Source organism: Prevotella sp. SGI.167 (genome assembly GCF_050313615.1).
Taxonomy (GTDB): domain Bacteria; phylum Bacteroidota; class Bacteroidia; order Bacteroidales; family Bacteroidaceae; genus Prevotella.
Genome location: NZ_JBNPLT010000001.1, coordinates 135,661 through 155,198, shown reverse-complemented (window position 1 = coordinate 155,198; position 19,538 = coordinate 135,661). Strand labels below are relative to the sequence as shown.

Sequence of the window (19,538 nt, the reverse complement as noted above, 5' to 3'; positions counted from 1 at the left end):
ATTATTAATTATACATTATCAATATCCAAAGATTTCTTCCTGGCTCAATCTCTTGATAGGAGCAATCTTCTCCAGACTCTTCATGTCAAGATTCTTCTCATCACCGAGGATCACCATGCGGTATGGCTTGCCTACGATATTCTGCTTCTCGAAGTTCGTGATGTCCTGGAGAGTCAGAGAAGGGAGCTGCTCGTAGTAGAGCTTGGTTACATCATAGTCGATACCCATCAGCTTGGCATTGAAGTAGGCATTGATGACGCCAGCCTTGGTAACGCGACGGCTCTGGATAGACTTCATCAGGTTCTGTTTGGCAAGATTGAAGGAAGCCTCGTTCTGTGGGAGATTGTCGGTAATCTCATCGAAGACGTGGATGCAGTCCATCATCTTGTCATTCTGGGTGATGACGTGACGCATGAAGTAATCCTTCTCGTCCTTGCGAACTGGAGTGTAGTAGGCAGCACCGGCATTGTAAGCCAGACCGCGGGTCTCACGAAGCTCCTGGAAGACGATGGTATTCATGCCGCCACCATAATATTCATTGAAGAGAGAAATCAGGCCCCCGTCCTTCACATCGCTCTTCTTTCCGGTGTTCTGGTAAGAACGCAGATAGATGTTCTTGGCATCGTAAGGAGCGATATAAATCTCGTTCTGCTTGATTTCCTCCATCTTGTACTCCTTGCCCTCAGGAACGGCAGCAAGCTTCTTGGCTGTCTTGTGCTCCTTGGCGAGCAGGGCGTTGAGCTGCTTCTCGCTGTAAGGACCGTAGTAAGCCACGGTGTGCTCGATGTTGTTCAGTCCACCCAGAAGATTGACGAGCTCCTGAGGATCCATCTTGCGCAGGTCTGCAGTCTTGATGGCGTTGCGGATTGGGTTGTAGGCACCGTAGGTGCTGTAGCTCCAGAGATGGCTGAAGTTTGACTGCTGGTTGGTCTTGGCATCCTGCTGTTGCTTCTCGATGAGGTCGATGAACTGGTTCCATGAGGTCTTGTCTGCCTTGGCATGGTGCAGGATTTCCTCCGTCAGCTGGAGAGCTGCAGGAAGGTTCTCGTTCAAACCGTTGAGGCTGATCTGCAGAGTCTTGGAACCCTGGGAGACGCTGAAGTTGCAAGCTAGCTTGTAGAAAGCCTGCTTGATGGCAGAAACGCTCTTCTTGTCGGTTCCGATATAGTCGAGATACTGGGCTGCATAGCTGTAGCGGATATCATCCTCATCGCCGAACTCGTAGCGGAATACGAGGTTGAAGAGGTCGTCCTGGGTGTTCTGCTTGTATACGAGAGGCAGCTTTCTGCTGGTCTTGCCTACGGTAAGATCCTTCTTGAAATCGAGGAACTGAGGCTGGATTTCAGGCACCTGGGCGTTCTTGATTTCCTTGACGAAAGCACTCTCATACTCGCGGTTTGCCGGAATAGGAGTGATGGCTGGCTTCTCAATCTTCTTCAAGGTTGTATCCTCGCCCATGCGCTTGTAGACGCATACGAAGTTGTCGTCGCGCAGATATTTGTTGGCGAAATCCACGATGTCCTGCTTGGTCAGCTTGCTCTGACGTTCCAGCTTGCCGGCTACGTCTTCCCATTTCTCGTCGTTGATGAAGGCGTCTACCATGATGCTGGCACGGTTGTCGTTGCTGTCGAGACCTCTGTAGAAGTTCAGCTTCTTGTTGGCGATGACCGAAGGCAGGAGGTCGTTGTCGAATTCTCCACGGCGCAGCTTCGCCATCTCCTGGAGCATGAGACTGCGTACCTCTTCCAGCTTCTGACCCTTGTTAGGATTACCGGCAAGGATGAAGGCAGAATAGTCGTGCAGACCGTAGACGAAGGCTCCGGCAGAAGCCAGCTTCATCTGCTGCTCCAGGTCAACCTCCATCAGTCCAGCCTTACCGTTGGAAAGCATGTCTTCGATGACATCGAGCACATCGCTCTCCTTGTCGTTGGCGCCCTTGAATTTCCATGCGAGCATCACGTTCTCAGCCTCCTTGCCCACTACGGCTGTATCCTTGACGGCAGTAATGTCCGGCTGCAGGCTGAACTCAGGACGGGAGAGATTCTCGTTCTTCTTCCATGAACCGAAGTACTTGTCGATGATGGAGATGGTCTGGTCTGGGTCGAAATCACCTGCCAGGCAGATAGCCACATTGTTCGGTGCATAGTAGCGATGGAAATAGTTCTGGATATTGATGATGCTAGGGTTCTTGAGATGCTCCTGCTCACCGATGGTGGTCTGGGTACCGTAAGGATGGGTAGGGGTGAGAAGCTTCCAGAGGGCAGCAAACTCCTTGGTGTTGTCGCTAGCCATGGAGATGTTCTTCTCCTCGTATACAGCCTCCAGCTCGGTATGGAAACCGCGGATCACCATGTTCTGGAATCGGTCGCTCTGTACCTTAGCCCAATTCTCTATCTCGTTGTTCGGGATGTTCTCTACATAGCAGGTCACATCGTTGGAAGTATAGGCGTTGGTGCCCTGGCTTCCGATGCTCGCCATCAGCTTGTCGTACTCGTTCGGGATGTTGTACTTGGCTGCCAGCTGCGAAACCGAGTCGATTTCGTGATAAGCCTGCTTGCGCTGTGCAGGGTCGGTCAGCTTGCGGTAGCTCTCATATCGGCGAGTGATTTCGTCGAGATAAGGCTTTTCCTTGGCATGGTCTGTGGTTCCGAACTTCTGGGTTCCCTTGAACATCAGGTGCTCCAGATAGTGGGCAAGACCGGTTGTTTCGGCAGGGTCGTTTCTGGAACCTGTCTTCACTGCGATGTTTGCCTGCAGACGAGGCTTTTCCTTGTTGACTGACATATACACCGTCAGACCGTTGTCGAGGGTATAGATGCGTGTCTTCATCGCATCACCGGGGATGGTGGTGTAATGATAATCCTTAGCTGTGGCGCTGAGGCTGCCCATCAGGACAGCTGCCAGCAAAACGTGCTTGATCTTCATTTCTTAATTATAAATTGTTAATTCTTCATTATGAATTAATTCTCGTATTCCACTTCCTGGTCCAGACTGTTGACGAAGTTTCTGAAAACCTCTTCCTCCACATCGCCCATGGCATACTCCTTTTCGGCATCCTTCTTGATTTCCGCTATCCATGAGCGGCGTGCCTTGATGTAGTCCTCGTGGATGAGGTTGGCATCCTCCAGGGTAATCTCGGAGATGTGGTAGTAGTCGCAGATCATCTTGTAGGTCCATGCCCACTGGTATTCGCGATAGTTGGCATCAATCTCCTCGAAGCGGCTGATGAGCTCCTGGATGGTTTCGATGGTTCCATCCTTCAGGTCGGAGATGATGCGCTCTTCCTCGCTAACCGGCAGGAGGAGTCCGGAGAGGTCATCCCAGTCGCTGGTTCCTATCTCCGTGGTAGGAGGGGTGATGGAAGGATCGCGCTTCAAAACTCGCTTCAGCACGGCACCCATGTAGATGCGCAGGGCGATATCGTAGTATTTGATGCCCTTGTGGAGCGATGTAGCCGGGATGATGTATTCGTGGTAGAGGTACTGCGAAACGTTGTCGCCCGTCACCTCGCGCAGGTTCTCCAATATCTTCTTGCCCTTCAGGATTTCGCCTACGGAGAACGGAGAGAGCCAGTCGAAGTTGACGATGCTCTTGCGGTTTTCCGGTGCACGGAGGTCGCGCTTAGGCCATTTCTTGATGTCGCGGTACAAGCCCACGGTGGTGATGTTTCTGCCCGGAATGAGGAACATCTTGTCGCCATCGGCTATCAGATAGGCGAATGGCAGGTTGCGGGTGTTAGGGTGGTGCATCAGCTTGCCGAAGCATACTGAGAACGAACCCAGGGTGGCTGGCATCAGCAGATAGGCACCGCTGGCTGTCTTCGAACCGCGCTCCAGGATGCCCCAGTGCATTGGCCCCATCTTGTAGGCATGGTTGGAGAAGTTGGTGGCTGAACCGGCATTGTAGAACGAGAACATGCCGCCGATAAGCAGGCTGCTCTTGTGATGCGATGCCGTGAATGGACCACAGAAGGCGGCGCACGCCTCACCGTTGCTCATATAGCTGTTGGCAAAGAATACGGAGGCTGAGGCTGTGAAACCGTTGCTCAGCTGGCAGGCTTCTCCCACGAAGCAGTCCTGTATCTTCACGCTGTTGATAACGCTGGAACCCTCGGCGATGATTGAGTTCTCGATGATGACTCCCGTGCCGACATATACGTTGCCGTGAACCGAACCGAGCAGCGTACAGTCGCTGAGTCGTGAGGCACCGTTTACCTCGCAGAGGTCGTAGATGACACAGTTGGTAATCTCCTTGGTGTTGACAATCTTCACGTTGTTGCCTATCTGTCCGCGTTCCGGCATCTTGTTGTCGATGTCGGTCTTGATGAGCTGTCTGATCTTCTCCTTCAGTTCCTTGTCGGAGAAATGCTTCACCATGAAGGCGGCAAGCTGACTGTTCAGATCGCTGAAGAGAATGACGTTGCCTTCTCCCACCTCGTTGAGCACGCTCACCAGGTTGCCCTCACCGTAGGTTGCTCCCTCGGTGGTTTCCATGGTAGAGATGTTCGAGATGTAGCAATCATCCCCGATGTTGTAGTTGTTGATGAAATTGCCTACGTTCTCGATGAGGCAGTCATCACCTATAGTTACATTGCGCAGGGTGGCATTGTTGATGCCAGAGTGCTTTACGAAGCCTTGGCTCACCTCTACATTCTTGTTGAAGGCGCCGATGTTCACTTCGCCGTAGAGCATCACGCGGTGCATGAAGTTCGGTTTGAAATCTTCTGAGACATTGATGGATGTCCAGTCTTCAGCCCAGCAGTCGTTGCTCTTGAGTACCTCGATTTCCTCGGAGGTTAGGGGTCTGTAGTCATTCATATTGTTGATACGTTTTTATAGTTTATTCATAATCCTGGTACAGGAAGTCGTTGTATGGATACTTCTGTACGTGGAGCTCTCTTACTTTCTTGTACAACACCTCACGGAACTCGTCGATGTTCTCCTTGTTCTTTGCCGAGATGAACAGGCAGTCATCGTTGAGCTTTGCCATCCAGGTCTTCTTGAGGTCTTCCAGCGGAATGTTTTCCTTCTCCATAGGGGTGAGGTCGTCTTCCTCCTTCTCAATCCAGGAATAGTTGTCTATCTTGTTGAAGACAATCATCGATGGCTTGTCGGCACAGTCCAGTTCCTTCAGCGTGTTCTCTACCACCTGTATCTGCTCTTCAAAGTCAGGGTGGGAGATGTCTACTACATGGAGCAGCAGGTCTGCCTCACGGGTCTCATCCAGGGTGCTCTTGAAGGAGTCCACCAGGTCGGTAGGCAGCTTTCGGATGAATCCTACGGTATCTGCGAGGAGGAACGGCAGGTTGTCTACCACCACCTTTCTCACGGTGGTATCGAGGGTAGCAAAGAGCTTGTTCTCGGCAAACACCTCGCTCTTCGAGAGCAGGTTCATGATGGTGGATTTTCCTACGTTGGTATAGCCCACGAGAGCCACGCGGATCATTCTTCCGCGGTTCTTGCGCTGGGTGTTCTTCTGCTTGTCGATTTCAGCCAGTCGCTCCTTGAGCAGGCTCATTCTGCCCAGGATGATACGGCGGTCCATCTCGAGCTGGGTTTCACCCGGTCCACGCAGACCTACCGATCCCTTTCCGCCACCTGAGCCGGAACCACCACCCTGGCGTTCCAGGTGAGTCCAGAGTCTTTGCAGACGAGGCAGCATGTAGCGATACTGTGCCAGCTCTACCTGGGTCTTGGCAGCTGCCGTCTGTGCACGCATGGCGAAGATGTCGAGGATGAGCGAAGTACGGTCCAGAATCTTCACCTGCAGTTCCTGCTCGATATTTCGGATTTGCTTGGCAGAGAGTTCATCATCAAAGATAACCATACCGATTTCTCTGTCTTCCTCCTCTTCTTCCTTGATATATTGCTTGATTTCCTCGAGCTTACCCTTGCCCACATAGGTAGTCTGGTTAGGCGAAACCACCTTCTGCGTGAATCGCTTCACGGTGACTGCGCCAGCCGTATCGGCAAGGAATTCCAACTCGTCGAGATATTCCTTGGTCTTGGCTTCGTCCTGTGTCTTGGTAATCAGACCCACGAGCACAGCGGTTTCCGCCTTGACTTCTGATATTACAAATTCTTTCATTTACGTATACGTGTCTATTATATATATAATTAGGTGCAAAGATACTGTAAAATGCAGACAATACAAAATAAAACCGAATGTTTTTTGATTTTTTATTGCTAATGGTCCCTTATCGGTAGAGCAAAACTTGCAAACGTTTACGTTCTTTTTTGCATAAAAAACTGTCTTTTTTTTGATTTGCATCAATTTTATTATTACTTTTGCACCCAGAAAGAAAAACTGATTTTCAAAGATATAAATCATAACTACATAAAAAACACAACTGCTGAAACATTCAAAAACTTCAAGAGCCTCGACGTGATGTCGGGGCTTTTGGTTTTCTTGCTTATCTTTGCAACCAAATGGTTTGCATCTGAGGAAGAAAACTGAAGCTGATTCGCTTTTCTTGGGTGTATTTCCGACAACTGACAGAATTATTAAATCTATAAATGTAGACAAGATGAAGCAAAAAATTGGTATTGCTGGTATTTATTTGCTCGGTGCTCTCGCAGCACAGGCGGGCAACTATACCGTCAAATCGCCTGATGGCAAATTGGCAGTGAATGTATCGTGTGAAGGGGGCAAGGGTTTGCTGTCAAGCATAAAAAAGGTTCCTTCGAAGGATGTTACTTCTTGAAGGAACCTTTCTTGTGTATATATTATAGAACCTATTGAATCTTATGGTTCTCTTGAGACTTCCGGAGGGAAGCTTTAGTCATTCTTGAAAACCAAACCGTGATCCTTGACGTAATCGATGGTGATTGGCTTCTCACGACTTACTTCCTCTGAAAGAATCTTCTTGCTCAAATCGTTCAAGACGTAATCCTGGATGGCACGCTTTACTGGACGGGCACCAAACTCTGGATCGTAACCTACCTCGGCAAGATAACCGATGGCAGCTGGAGTCCAGCGGAGATCGAAGCCCTGAGGCTCCAACATCTTCTTGGCTCTGTTCATCTGCAACTCCACAACCTTGGCAATCTGATCCTTGGTCAATGGCTGGAAGGTGATGATGTCGTCGATACGGTTCAGGAACTCCGGACGGAAGGTCTTTCGCAACATCTCACGGCTTGCGTTGGAAGTCATGATGATGATGGTGTTCTTGAAGTTTACCACACGGCCCTTGTTGTCGGTCAATCGGCCATCGTCCAATACCTGGAGCAGGGTGTTGAAGACATCAGGATGAGCCTTCTCAATCTCATCAAAGAGAACCACACTGTATGGCTTGCGGCGAACAGCCTCGGTCAACTGGCCACCCTCATCGTATCCTACATACCCCGGAGGCGCTCCAATCAAACGGGTGACACTGAACTTTTCCTGATACTCACTCATATCAATTCGCGTCATCATTGACTCGTCGTTGAAGAGATACTCAGCAAGCGCCTTGGCAAGCTCGGTCTTACCTACACCGGTGGTGCCGAGGAAGATGAAGCTGGCGATAGGACGTTTAGGGTCCTGCAAACCGGCACGGCTGCGGCGAACGGCATCGCTTACGGCTGTGATAGCCTCGTCCTGGCCGATGACTCTCTTGTGGAGCTCCTCCTCCAGATGGAGCAGTTTCTCGCGCTCACTCTGCATCATTCGGCTTACTGGTATTCCGGTCCAGCGGCTTACTACCTCTGCAATATCATCGGCAGTCACCTCTTCACGGATCATAGCCTCACCGCCCTGGGTGCTCTTCAGCTGCTCCTGAATCTTCTTGATATCCTCTTCAAGGGCTACCAGCTTAGAGTAGCGAATCTCGGCTACACGCTCGTAATTGCCTTCACGCTCCATGCGCTCAGCTTCGAACTTGAGATTCTCCATCTCCTGCTTGTCTTGCTGAATTTTGTTGACGAGAGCCTTTTCGCCTTCCCACTTTGCACGGAAGTCATGTTCCTTATCCTTCAACTCTGCAATCTCCTTGTCGAGCTGCTGAATCTTAGGCTGGTCGTTCTCACGCTTAATGGCCTCACGTTCAATCTCTAACTGCTTCAAGTGGCGGGTGATTTCATCCAGTTCCTCTGGCACGGAATCACGCTCCATACGGAGCTTGGCCGCGGCTTCATCCATCAGGTCGATGGCCTTATCCGGGAGGAATCTATCAGAAATATATCTCTCTGATAATTTGACTGCTGCGATACAGGCGTCATCCTGGATACGAACCTTGTGGTGGTTCTCGTAACGCTCCTTGATACCACGGAGAATGCTGATGGCATCTACCTCGTCTGGTTCATTCACCATCACGGTCTGGAATCGGCGCTCCAGAGCCTTATCCTTCTCGAAGTACTTCTGATACTCGTTGAGGGTTGTGGCACCGATGGCTCTCAATTCGCCACGAGCCAAGGCTGGCTTCAGGATGTTGGCTGCATCCATGGCACCCTCGCCACCGCCAGCACCTACCAGGGTATGAATCTCATCGATGAAGAGGATAATCTGACCATTGGCATTGGTTACCTCCTTGATGACGCTCTTCAAACGCTCCTCGAACTCACCCTTGTATTTGGCACCGGCAACCAGTGCACCCATATCGAGCGAATAGAGCTGCTTGTTCTTCAGGTTCTCCGGTACGTCGCCACGAACGATACGCTCTGCAAGTCCCTCTACGATAGCGGTTTTACCTGTACCAGGCTCACCGATGAGGATAGGGTTGTTCTTGGTGCGGCGAGAGAGAATCTGGAGCACACGGCGAATCTCTTCATCACGTCCGATAACCGGGTCGAGCTTGCCGCTGCGAGCCTGTTCTACCAGGTTCTTGGCGTACTTTTCAAGACTCTGATAGTTCTCATCGGCACTCTGGCTCTTCACGTTCTGACCCTGTCGCAAAGCCTGGATGGCTGCGGTAAGGTCCTTTTCGTTGGCACCCGCATCCTTGAGGATTCGGGCAGCGGTAGAGTTGCTTTTGAGGATAGCGAGGAGGATAGGTTCCACGCTTACGAATTCATCTCCCATCTTCTTGGCGATGTCCTCGGCGTTGATCAGTATCTGGTTGGTATCGCCCGAGAGGTATGGCTGACCGGCACCCTGCACGCGAGGCAGATGCTGCATCTCCTGCTGAAGGAGCATGGCAATCTGATTGCCGTTCATGCCCAGCTTCTGGAAGATATAGTTGGTTACATCAGGTGCTTTCTCGATGATACCACTGAGAAGATGCACCGGTTCGATGGTCTGCTGACCATTTCTCTGCGCTATGTTCACAGCGGCCTGCACCGCTTCCTGCGCCTTGATTGTAAATTTGTCGAATGTCATATCTTAATCTCCTTTCTAATTGTTATTTTCTACTTATGTTATGGATGCTTCAGCCTTTGTGGGTTTTCTGCTTCGGGAAAGCTTCGGCCTTTTGGACTTTCAGCTTCTGAAACCTCAGCCCCGTCCGGCTTTCAGCATCGCAAACCCAGGAAGCGAATAGTGTGCCCTGTTGGGCTTTTTCTGTGTTTTTCTGACGTTTTGTCTGATTTTTCCAGAAACTCGTCTCTTTTTTCTCGGTTTCTCTGTCAAAATGTCTGAGCCATTTCTTGATTTACCGCAAATTATTAAATAATAGCTTTAAATTGTGATAATAGCTCTTAAATATTTGCGTATTTCAAATGTTTTTCGTAACTTTGCAGCGATTTAAAAAATAGATTGAAGTCTAATTCAAAATAGATAAATAGTTAATGGCTGAAACAAAGAAAATTAAGACAGCTTTGGTGTCTGTCTTCCACAAGGATGGCTTAGACGAGTTGCTCGCTAAGCTGAATGAAGAGGGTGTTAAGTTCTTGAGTACTGGTGGTACCCAGAAATTTATTGAATCTCTTGGTTATGAATGTCAGAAAGTAGAGGACGTTACCACATATCCATCTATCCTTGGTGGTCGTGTGAAGACTCTTCACCCAAAAATATTCGGTGGTATCTTGGCTCGTCGTGACAACGAGGGCGATCAGGAGCAGATGAAGGAGTATGAAATTCCTTCTATTGACCTCGTGATCGTTGACTTGTATCCATTCGAGCAGACTGTAGCTAGCGGTGCCAGCGATGCAGACATCATCGAGAAGATTGATATCGGCGGAATCTCTCTGATCCGTGCCGGTGCCAAGAACTTCAAGGATGTAGTCATCGTACCTAGCAAGGCAGAGTACTGCGTGCTTCTCGATATCTTGAAGAAGAAGGGTGCTGAGACTGACATTGAGGATCGTAAGATGTTTGCTGAGCGCGCATTCGGTGTAAGCTCTCACTACGATACTGCTATTCACGCTTGGTTTGCCAAGTAATCTCTCTCATGTAGAGACAAGGCTGAATCCGAGGTGTCTCTGAAAAATGCTTTCGGAGGCTTCTCGGATGTGTCTTTATATACGATGAAATTTTAAGCTTAGAATATTTTTAGTATTACATTACAACAAATGGGATTTTTTTCATTTATTCAGGAAATCGCAATGGACTTGGGTACTGCCAATACCATCATTATCAGTGATGATAAGATTGTAGTGGACGAACCTTCCGTTGTAGCCCTCGACCGCAGAACAGACAAGATGATTGCTGTGGGCGAGAAGGCTAAGATGATGTACGAGAAGACTCATGACAACATCCGTACCATCCGTCCTTTGCGAGATGGCGTTATCGCCGACTTTACTGCCTGCGAGCAGATGATGCGTGGACTCATCAAGATGGTTCACACAGGAAGCCGTCTGTTCTCACCTTCTCTCCGTATGGTTATCGGTGTACCTTCTGGTTCTACCGAGGTGGAGCTTCGTGCCGTGCGCGACTCTGCTGAGCATGCCGACGGTCGTGATGTTTATTTGATTTTTGAGCCTATGGCTGCTGCTATCGGTATCGGTATCGACGTAGAGGCACCAGAGGGTAATATGATAGTTGATATAGGTGGTGGTAGCACCGAGATTGCAGTAATCTCTCTGGGTGGTATCGTATCCAACAACTCTATCCGTACTGCAGGTGATGATCTTACTGCAGACATCCAGGAGTATATGAGCCGTCAGCACAACGTGAAGGTTTCTGAGCGTATGGCTGAGCGTATCAAGATTCATGTAGGTTCTGCATTGACCGACCTGGGTGATGAGGCTCCAGAGGACTTCATCGTTCACGGTCCAAACCGCATCACCGCTCTCCCTATGGAGGTACCTGTATGCTATCAGGAAATCGCACATTGTCTGGATAAGACAGTGGCAAAGATAGAGAACGCTGTGCTCTCAGCATTGGAGAACACACCTCCTGAGCTTTATGCTGATATCGTGAAGAACGGTATCTGGCTCTCTGGTGGTGGCGCTTTGCTCCGCGGTCTCGACAAGCGACTCCAGGACAAGATCAACATTCCATTCCATATTGCAGAGGATCCTTTGCACAGTGTGGCTAAGGGAGCAGGCATTGCATTGAAGAATGTGGATCGCTTCTCATTCTTGATGAGATAATAAGAATAAAATAAGGTAAGTTCCGCATTTGGACATTAATTCTATAGTGCCCATTTGCGGAATTTTAATCATATATAAGTAGTATATGCACAACCTTTTAGAGTTTTTACAGAAATACAACCATTGGTTTCTCTTCCTGATTCTTGAGGTGGTGAGCATGGTGCTCTTGTTTCAGTATAACAGCTATCAGGGTAGCGCATGGTTTTCTACAGCCAACGTCGTAACGGGCAAGCTCTACGAATGGAATTCGAACGTTGAGACATTCTTCTCGCTTACCAAGGTGAACCAGGAACTGACACAGCGAAATGTGTATCTGGAACATCAGGTGAAGCAGCTTTCCGACAGTCTGGTCAGCCTGACCAAAGACAGCAGTTTCCTGAAACGTGACCAGTTTGCCATGCTGAAGAGCTATAGATTGATACCAGCCAAGGTGGTGGACAACAGTATCGATAAGCCAGGCAATCTCATGACCATCGACAAGGGACGTGCTGAGGGCATTCATAAGGATATGGGTGTGGTCAGCGGAACCGGTGTCGTGGGCATCGTTTATATCGTGGCTGAGCATTACAGCATCGTGATTCCTGTGCTCAATGTAAAATCGAATATCAGTTGTACCATCCAGGGCAGAGGATATTTCGGATATTTGAGATGGAAAGGCGGCTCTTCTGAGTTGGCTTATCTGGAAGATGTGCCTAGACATGCGCACTTTAAATTGGGCGACTTTGTGGTGACCAGCGGATATTCGGCTGTGTTCCCTCCTGGCATAAGAGTGGGCAAGATTCTGCACGTTTTCAATTCTGCCGACGGACTTAGTTATCGTGTACAGTTGCGACTCTCTACCGATTTCGCCCGTCTTCGTGATGTCTGCGTCATCGATGATGCTGCCATGAAGGAGCGATTGGAGATTCTGCGTGCTGCCCAGGATAGCATCAAGCCAGATGGTAGTACTGGAGATAATAATTAATATAAAATATAGTAAGAGGAGAAAAACTCAGAATTTAGAGGAGATATATTGGCAATGAGTATAGATTTAATGAAACGACTCGGCATCTTCGTGGTGCTGGTGCTGGTGCAGGGATTGGTGTTTAATCACATTCACCTTTTCAACTGCGCTACCCCCTTGCTGTATATCATCATGGTGCTCCATTTCCGCAGAAACCACCCTCGCTGGGCGGTGCTGCTCTGGTGCTTCATGATGGGACTTTGTATTGACGTGTTCGCCAATACCCCTGGTGTTGCAGCTGCTTCCATGACTCTGGTAGGCCTGCTGCAACCGTATCTTTTCGAACTCTTCGTGCCTCGTGATAGTTCCGACGACCTGGAGCCGTCGGTGCGAACCATCGGTATGGGTTCGTATTTCCTGTATGTATTAATTATAGTACTCGTTTATAATCTCTTGTTTTTTACACTCGAAACATTCAATTTCTTCAATTGGATGCAGTGGCTCATGTGTATTGGTGGCAGTACGGTCATCACTATGGTGATGGTCATGGCCATCGAGGGCTTCAGAAAATAATATATTAAATAAGGTGTATGATAGATTACAATCTTGAAAAGCGTAGATTTGTTATTGGGGGAGTGGCCATAGCTATTGTGGTCATTTACTCCATTCGTCTGTTTACGCTTCAGATTATGAGCGACGACTATAAGAAGAATGCCGACAGTAATGCCTTCCTGAAGCAGATTGAGTTCCCTTCCCGTGGAGCCATTTACGACCGTAACGGCAAGCTGATGGTGTATAACCAGCCTTCTTATGACATCATGGTTGTGATGAAGGAACAGGAAGGAAGACTCGATACCTTGGACTTCTGCAATTCCTTGGGAATTACAAGGGAACAGTTTGACAAGCGTATGGAAACCATCAAGGACCGTTCCAAGAATCCGGGCTATTCCAGATATACGCAGCAGCTCTTTATGAGCCAGCTGTCTGACAAGGATTTCTCGGTATTCCAGGAAAAGATGTTCCGTTTCCCTGGCTTCTATGTTCAGAAACGAAGCGTGAGAGAATATACCTATCCTTACGCAGCCCATGTGCTGGGTGATGTGGGAGAGGTCTCGGAAAGCGATATTGAGGAGGACGATTACTATCAGCCTGGTGACTATATCGGAAAGCTGGGACTGGAGAAACATTATGAAAAGCAGCTCAGAGGCCAGAAGGGCGTGAAGATTATGCTTCGAGATGCCCACGGACGAATACAGGGCAGTTATCAGAATGGTAAGCTTGACCAGAAGCCGATTGCAGGTAAAGACCTTACCCTGGGTATCGACATCAATCTGCAGGCACTCGGGGAACGGTTGCTCCAGGGCAAGATTGGAAGTATCGTGGCAATCGACCCTCGTACCGGTGAAGTCCTGGCGATGGTTTCTTCACCAACCTACGACCCTCGTAAGCTGGTGGGTAAGAACAGAGGAAAGATGCATAAGTGGCTCTCCAAGAATCCTTGGAAACCGCTCCTGAACCGTAGTATCATGGGACAGTATCCTCCGGGTTCTACCTTCAAGACCACGCAGGCGTTGACTTTCCTGACCGAAGGTATCATCACTCCAGGTACAGCCTTCCCATGTAATCACGGATTCTCTTACAGAGGATTGCACGTAGGATGTCACGGTCACCCATCGCCTATTGCGCTTGTGGATGCCATCAGTACTTCCTGTAACGGTTACTTCTGTTGGGGACTTTACTACATGATAGGTAATAAGAGTAAGTATGGTTCTGTTCAGAACGCCATGACAACCTGGAAAGACTATATGGTGAGTATGGGATTCGGCTATAAGCTGGGTATTGACTTGCCGGGTGAGAAGCGAGGACTGATCCCGAATGCACAGTTCTATGACAAGGCTTACAAGGGATCATGGAACGGACTTACCATCATCAGTATCTCTATCGGACAGGGTGAGGTGAACCTGACACCGTTGCAGATAGCCAACCTGGGTGCTACTATTGCCAACCGAGGTTATTACTATGTGCCTCATGTGGTGCGCAAGGTAAAGGGTGAACCGCTCGATACGCTCTACACCCGTAGGCACGTAACCAAGGCTTCGCGCAGAGCTTACAACTATGTAATTGCCGGTATGAGAAGTTCTGCCTTGAAGGGAACCTGTAAGATGCTTTCCCGTTACGATTTCGAGCCTTGCGGCAAGACGGGTACTGCCCAGAACCGTGGCCATGACCACTCTGTATTCATGGGTTTTGCACCAATGAACAACCCGAAGATTGCCATTGCGGTATACGTAGAAAATGGTGGATGGGGTGCCGACTATGGTGTGCCTATCGGAGGTTTGATGATGGAGCAATATCTGAAGGGTAAACTGTCGCCTGCTTCTGAAAGTCAGGCTGCCCAGATGCAGGCACGCAGAATTGCATACGGTTCTAGCAGTAGATAAGGGAACAATTGATAATGTATAAATTATATTATTATGAGCGATAATAAACAACCTAGTGTGCTGCGTTCGCTCGACTGGTGGACGATAGGCATCTATCTGGCACTTCTGGCTTTTGGCTGGATCAGTGTCTGTGGTGCCAGTTACACATACGGTGACAATGAAATCTTCAGCTTAGGTGCTCGTTCGGGTATGCAGATTGTATGGATTGGAACATCGATAGCATTGGGTTTGGTTCTTCTTTTGCTCGATGACCGGATTTACGATACATTCTCGTATGTGATCTATGCGGTACTGATATTGCTGCTTTTTGCCACGATATTCAATCCGCATAGCATCAAGGGTTCGCATTCGTGGCTCGTCCTGGGACCGCTCCGACTGCAACCTGCCGAGTTCGGTAAGTTTGCAACGGCTTTGGCTGTAGCGAAATTCATGTCGAGCTATGGATTCAATATCCACAACATGAAGCATTTCATGGCGGCAGTAGGTATCATCATGCTTCCTATGGTATGTATCGTGGGACAGCGTGAAACGGGTTCGGCGCTGGTTTATTCAGCCTTCTTCCTGATGCTCTATCGCGAAGGAATGCCGGGTGCCGTGCTCTTTACGGGAGTTTCGATGGTGGCTTATTTCGTGTTGGGAGTGAAGTATGAGAACGTGATGATGTGGGATACCTATACCTCGGTGGGCAAGTTTGTGGTGCTTTTGCTGGTACAGATCTTTACTTCGGGTATGGTCTATTCGTATACGGGCAATAAGAAACATGCGCTTATCATCCTGGGCTATTCCCTGGGTATTACGCTGATATTTGCCCTTTTCTCCACCTATGTCATTCCGTTCGATATCGTGTGGATACAGCTCCTGCTATGTGCGCTGATGATAGGATTCCTGGTTTACCATGGTTTGAGAACGAGATTCAGAAACTATTTCTTCATCTCGTTATTCTCTCTCGGTTCTATCGCCTTCTTCTATAGTGCCGACTACGTACTGAATAATGTGATGGAGCCTCACCAGCGAGTTCGTATCAACGTGCTTCTGGGTCTGGATGAAGACTTGGCGGGTGCCGGATATAATGTTCATCAGAGCGAGATTGCCATCGGTTCGGGAGGTTTGCAGGGTAAGGGATTCCTGAATGGAACCCAGACTAAGCTCAAGTTCGTGCCAGAGCAGGATACTGACTTCATCTTCTGTACGGTAGGAGAGGAGGAAGGATTCCTGGGTTCGGCAGGTGTTTTGCTGCTCTTCCTGGCGTTGATATTGAGACTGATACACCTGGCAGAGCGACAACCTTTCAAGTTCGGACGAATATACGGCTATTGCGTGCTGAGTGTTTTCCTGTTCCACCTGTTTATTAATGTAGGAATGGTGCTGGGACTGACGCCTGTAATCGGTATTCCGCTGCCGTTCTTCAGTTATGGCGGTAGTTCGCTTTGGGGCTTTACCATTCTGCTCTTCATCTTCCTGAGAATAGATGCAGGTAGAAATCTGGTAAGAAGCTAGAATCTGGTAAAGAGCTAGAATTCTGCTAAGAAACTGGGATAAAAGAAAAATGACCAATGGGAAATCCTCATTGGTCATTTTTTGTTATCTTCACTCCGATATCGCTTACGCCAGGCAGAATCTCGCGCTTCATGTCATGACGCACAGTGATGTGGATAGAGTCTCCCTGATTCAACCTGTAGACGTTGATAGGGAAGTTGTACTGATAGTAGCTGATGCCTTGCCCTTTGCTTACACCGTTCTTGTCTATCAGCTGACAGTTTACGGTGTCTGTCTTGCATGCGCTGGGCACATGCTTGTTGTTGTGGTAGATGTTCTGCTCCACGATGAGGGTAAGTCCCATGAAAGGATAATTACCCGTGATGCGGAGCCCCAGACTCTGGTTGTAATAGCCGCCTTCCAGAAGAGGTGGAATCTCGAACGAGAGCGTGTCGTTCTTCTCCCATCCTGCAATCGGGGTATGCGCATAACTGTCGAATACGGTAGAATGCTTGCAGGAAGGGAGCGACATGGTTGCTACCATTACCAATATCAAATATATCAGTCGTTTCATTTCTTGTCTTCTGGCTTTTTATCACCACCATGCTGCTGGCGTGGCTGACGATTGCGATTGTCGCGACGGCGATTGTTGTTGCCGTTCTGATGACGGTTGCCCTGACGGTTCTCGCCTTGCTGCTGTTTCTCGCCCTGCTGACCGTTCTGCTGCTGTCGGTTCTCGCCCTGCTGGCCGTTCTGCTGCTGTCGGTTCTCGTTCTGCTGCTTGTTTGCCTTATTGTCTGCGTCCTGGCGGTTACGATTCTTGTTATTTTTCTTTTTCTTTTTCTTCGACTTGTCGAAGCGGCTCAAGTCTGATTCGTTGAGCAAATCGATAGGCTTGGAAGATTCCTTGATCTTTCCGTTCTCCAACAGGCTGAGAGGCTTTTCGCCATTCCGGTTCATCTCGATGATTTCCTTGGCACGTGCTGCGGTAATAGTTTCGAGGTTTGAAGCCAGATTCTTATCAGAAGAATAGGTGATGAGACCAGCCAGAATATCTACCTTGAACTGATGGAATTCGCCATCGGCAGTCTGCAGAACTGCATCCTTTGGAGGCATCTTGCGACTTGCTTCTACATAGTTGTCTACCTCATAGTTGAGACAACATTTCAGCTTGGCGCACATACCTGCCAACTTCTGAGGGTTGAGCGAGATGTCCTGATAGCGTGCGGCATTGGTGCTGACGCTCACAAAATTCTTCATCCATGTAGCGCAGCAGAGTTCGCGACCACAAGGACCGGTACCACCGATGCGGCCTGCTTCCTGACGGGCACCAATCTGCTTCATCTCGATGCGCACGTGGAAGGTATCAGCAAGCACCTTGATGAGCTGACGGAAGTCTACTCGCTCATCGGCGATATAGTAGAAAATAGCCTTGTTGCCATCACCCTGATACTCTACGTCTCCGATTTTCATCTTCAATCCCAGGTCCAGGGCAATCTGTCTGCTCTGAATCATGGTAGCATGCTCGCGGCTCTTTGCTTCCTTGCATTTGTCGAGGTCTACCTGCTTGGCAATGCGATAGATGCGCTTGATGTCGTCCTGCGACTTGAGATTTGCCTTCTTCAGCTGCAGTTTCACGAGTCTACCGGTGAGTGTAACCACACCGATGTCGTGACCAGGGTTGGCTTCTACAGCCACTATGTCGCCCTTTTTGAGGTCGAGGTTATTCACATTATGGTAATATCCCTTTCGGGTATTCTTGAATTGCACTTCTACGAGGTCGGTGCTCTCGGCGTTACCTGGCACGTCTGCGAGCCAGTCGTATGTGTTCAGCTGTCTGTCCTGTCGTCCCACCGCCTTGCAGCAGAGTCCTCGGTCGCAGCCGTTCCACAATCTGAATTTCATATTCTTGTAATCCACGATAAAATCTATTTTATAATATTATTAATGTATATTGATAGGCTTACGCCCTTTGTTTCTCTTCATTTTTCCGCTCTTCTTGATTCTATCCTCACTTCCTGATGAGCAGTACGATAATCTTGAGTGCCAGGTCGAAGAATACAATCTTAGGATTGGCATTCTGCCCGATGAACCGTTTGCTCTCCTCGAAGAGGTTGGATATGTCGATGATGTTCGCCTCGTTGATGAAGCGGGCGAAGTTCCTGGCGAAGTTTTCCTCTTCCTGCGTCATGTAGCTCAGTTCTGCCTGTCGGAAGTTGTACATGAAGCTTTCCCTGAGCATGTGCATGAAGTAATCGAGCATTCTCTTCTGCTTCTCTCTTCCGAAGGTGGAAACCACTTCGCTCCATTTCTTCAGGTCGTGAATATTTCTCATGTAGGCGAGTCGCATCAGCATGATAAACATGTCGAGATGCTGTCTTTTCTCATTGCCGGCATTGAGTTCTTCCAGTGCTGCATTCCAGTTGCCGTTGGCGATGCGGGCTATCCGGTGTGCCATGTCGGGTTCCAAAGCCCTGCGTTCTATCAATGCCTGCTCAATGTCTTCTGTAGCAATCTTCTTGAAATCGATGCGCTGGGTTCGGCTTCTGATAGTTTCCAGAAGAAGTTCAGGCTGTTCGCTAACGAGCAGGAAGAGGGTTTGGCGAGGTGGTTCTTCCAGGAGTTTCAATATCTTGTTGGCACTCTGCTGGTTCATTCTTTCCGGCAGCCATATCAGGCTGATCTTGTAACCGCCCTGGCTCGACATCATGATGAGTTTCTTGGCAAGAGCATCACTTTCTTCGGCGGTGATGATGGCTTGCTTGTTTAAGTCGGCATCGCTTTTGCCCATCTTCTGCATCCATTCACCAATCAGCATGTAAGGTCCATCCTTGAGCAGCATCTCGCGCCATTCCTTGATGAAATCATCGCTAACCGGAGTATGGTCGCTGCCCATATCGGACGTCTTGATGGTTGGGTAGGTGAAGTGAAGGTCGGGATGTTCCCATTTGTTGAGCATCGGAGAATCTCCAAGCAGATAGCTGGCGAAAGCCAGTGCCATCGCCAGTTTACCGCAACCTTCCGGTCCGCAAAACATCAAAGCATGGGGGATGCGGTTCTCCTGAACCATCTCCATCAGACGGTTCCATACTTCTTGCTGACCTATCACTTCCTTCTTTAACATTGAACTCTTTTTACTTTGAACTTTGAATTTTGAACATTGAACTTTATGATTAGTAGCCTGAAGTTTTTGCTCCAGGCACCTAACCTTTACCTTCCTGTAGCAGGTTC

Annotated in this window: 14 protein-coding genes; 7 read left to right on the top strand and 7 right to left on the bottom strand. The window is 49.0% G+C overall.

Annotated features, from left to right (window positions below; translation table 11 throughout):
- Positions 1–18 precede the first annotated feature (18 nt).
- From ACQRBJ_RS00630 to hflX, 3 genes are read right to left on the bottom strand one after another with little or no spacing between them, the layout of a single operon-like run.
- Positions 19–2,925, bottom strand: a complete 2,907-nt coding sequence (locus ACQRBJ_RS00630; RefSeq protein ID WP_445302616.1) for a M16 family metallopeptidase — start codon at positions 2,923–2,925, stop codon at positions 19–21.
- A gap of 35 nt (positions 2,926–2,960) precedes the next feature.
- Complete coding sequence (locus tag ACQRBJ_RS00625) at positions 2,961–4,817, bottom strand: DUF4954 family protein (RefSeq protein ID WP_445302615.1); 1,857 nt, start codon at positions 4,815–4,817, stop codon at positions 2,961–2,963.
- 22 nt (positions 4,818–4,839) lie between these two features.
- Positions 4,840–6,087, bottom strand: a complete 1,248-nt coding sequence (gene hflX, locus ACQRBJ_RS00620; protein WP_217760787.1) for a GTPase HflX — start codon at positions 6,085–6,087, stop codon at positions 4,840–4,842.
- Between the two features lie 439 nt (positions 6,088–6,526).
- Here hflX and ACQRBJ_RS00615 point away from each other — a divergent pair, with 439 nt between their 5' ends.
- Positions 6,527–6,703 (top strand): hypothetical protein, encoded by a 177-nt coding sequence (locus ACQRBJ_RS00615; protein ID WP_445302614.1) that lies wholly within the window; start codon positions 6,527–6,529, stop codon positions 6,701–6,703.
- A 74-nt stretch (positions 6,704–6,777) separates the two neighbouring features.
- Here ACQRBJ_RS00615 and clpB read toward each other — a convergent pair whose 3' ends face one another.
- Positions 6,778–9,294, bottom strand: coding sequence for an ATP-dependent chaperone ClpB (gene clpB, locus ACQRBJ_RS00610; RefSeq protein ID WP_294967909.1), 2,517 nt, complete (start codon positions 9,292–9,294; stop codon positions 6,778–6,780).
- A 407-nt stretch (positions 9,295–9,701) separates the two neighbouring features.
- Between clpB and ACQRBJ_RS00605 the strand changes: the two genes are divergently transcribed.
- The 6 genes from ACQRBJ_RS00605 (at position 9,702) to rodA (ending at position 16,328) form a co-directional block, all read left to right on the top strand.
- Positions 9,702–10,295, top strand: a complete 594-nt coding sequence (locus ACQRBJ_RS00605; RefSeq protein ID WP_294967907.1) for an IMP cyclohydrolase — start codon at positions 9,702–9,704, stop codon at positions 10,293–10,295.
- A 129-nt stretch (positions 10,296–10,424) separates the two neighbouring features.
- Entirely contained in the window at positions 10,425–11,447 is a 1,023-nt protein-coding gene (locus tag ACQRBJ_RS00600) for a rod shape-determining protein (protein ID WP_006847875.1), read from the top strand.
- 85 nt (positions 11,448–11,532) lie between these two features.
- Positions 11,533–12,411, top strand: coding sequence for a rod shape-determining protein MreC (mreC, locus tag ACQRBJ_RS00595; protein ID WP_445302613.1), 879 nt, complete (start codon positions 11,533–11,535; stop codon positions 12,409–12,411).
- A 54-nt stretch (positions 12,412–12,465) separates the two neighbouring features.
- Positions 12,466–12,963 carry a rod shape-determining protein MreD gene (mreD, locus tag ACQRBJ_RS00590; protein WP_445302612.1) on the top strand — a complete coding sequence of 166 codons (498 nt, stop codon included), beginning with the start codon at positions 12,466–12,468 and terminating at the stop codon, positions 12,961–12,963.
- A 17-nt stretch (positions 12,964–12,980) separates the two neighbouring features.
- Complete coding sequence (gene mrdA, locus ACQRBJ_RS00585) at positions 12,981–14,831, top strand: penicillin-binding protein 2 (protein WP_294967902.1); 1,851 nt, start codon at positions 12,981–12,983, stop codon at positions 14,829–14,831.
- A gap of 33 nt (positions 14,832–14,864) precedes the next feature.
- Positions 14,865–16,328 carry a rod shape-determining protein RodA gene (gene rodA / locus ACQRBJ_RS00580; protein WP_445302611.1) on the top strand — a complete coding sequence of 488 codons (1,464 nt, stop codon included), beginning with the start codon at positions 14,865–14,867 and terminating at the stop codon, positions 16,326–16,328.
- Between the two features lie 67 nt (positions 16,329–16,395).
- On the opposite strand, the gene ACQRBJ_RS00575 is transcribed toward rodA, so the two are convergent.
- From ACQRBJ_RS00575 to ACQRBJ_RS00565, 3 genes are all read right to left on the bottom strand, one after another.
- Positions 16,396–16,881 carry a gliding motility lipoprotein GldH gene (locus tag ACQRBJ_RS00575; RefSeq protein ID WP_445302610.1) on the bottom strand — a complete coding sequence of 162 codons (486 nt, stop codon included), beginning with the start codon at positions 16,879–16,881 and terminating at the stop codon, positions 16,396–16,398.
- Complete coding sequence (locus tag ACQRBJ_RS00570) at positions 16,878–18,227, bottom strand: regulatory iron-sulfur-containing complex subunit RicT (protein WP_294967898.1); 1,350 nt, start codon at positions 18,225–18,227, stop codon at positions 16,878–16,880. The genes ACQRBJ_RS00575 and ACQRBJ_RS00570 overlap by 4 nt, the downstream gene beginning before the upstream one ends.
- Positions 18,228–18,318: 91 nt before the next feature.
- Positions 18,319–19,506: an ATP-binding protein gene (locus ACQRBJ_RS00565; RefSeq protein WP_445302681.1), complete on the bottom strand. Its 1,188-nt coding sequence runs from the start codon at positions 19,504–19,506 to the stop codon at positions 18,319–18,321.
- Between the last annotated feature and the right edge of the window lie 32 nt (positions 19,507–19,538).

Coding starts and splice junctions, on each gene's coding strand:
- ACQRBJ_RS00630 (WP_445302616.1), bottom strand. CDS start 2,925: ATGAAGATCAAGCACGTTTTGCTGGCAGCTGTCCTGATGGGCAGCCTC.
- ACQRBJ_RS00625 (WP_445302615.1), bottom strand. CDS start 4,817: ATGAATGACTACAGACCCCTAACCTCCGAGGAAATCGAGGTACTCAAG.
- hflX (WP_217760787.1), bottom strand. CDS start 6,087: ATGAAAGAATTTGTAATATCAGAAGTCAAGGCGGAAACCGCTGTGCTC.
- ACQRBJ_RS00615 (WP_445302614.1), top strand. CDS start 6,527: ATGAAGCAAAAAATTGGTATTGCTGGTATTTATTTGCTCGGTGCTCTC.
- clpB (WP_294967909.1), bottom strand. CDS start 9,294: ATGACATTCGACAAATTTACAATCAAGGCGCAGGAAGCGGTGCAGGCC.
- ACQRBJ_RS00605 (WP_294967907.1), top strand. CDS start 9,702: ATGGCTGAAACAAAGAAAATTAAGACAGCTTTGGTGTCTGTCTTCCAC.
- ACQRBJ_RS00600 (WP_006847875.1), top strand. CDS start 10,425: ATGGGATTTTTTTCATTTATTCAGGAAATCGCAATGGACTTGGGTACT.
- mreC (WP_445302613.1), top strand. CDS start 11,533: ATGCACAACCTTTTAGAGTTTTTACAGAAATACAACCATTGGTTTCTC.
- mreD (WP_445302612.1), top strand. CDS start 12,466: ATGAGTATAGATTTAATGAAACGACTCGGCATCTTCGTGGTGCTGGTG.
- mrdA (WP_294967902.1), top strand. CDS start 12,981: ATGATAGATTACAATCTTGAAAAGCGTAGATTTGTTATTGGGGGAGTG.
- rodA (WP_445302611.1), top strand. CDS start 14,865: ATGAGCGATAATAAACAACCTAGTGTGCTGCGTTCGCTCGACTGGTGG.
- ACQRBJ_RS00575 (WP_445302610.1), bottom strand. CDS start 16,881: ATGAAACGACTGATATATTTGATATTGGTAATGGTAGCAACCATGTCG.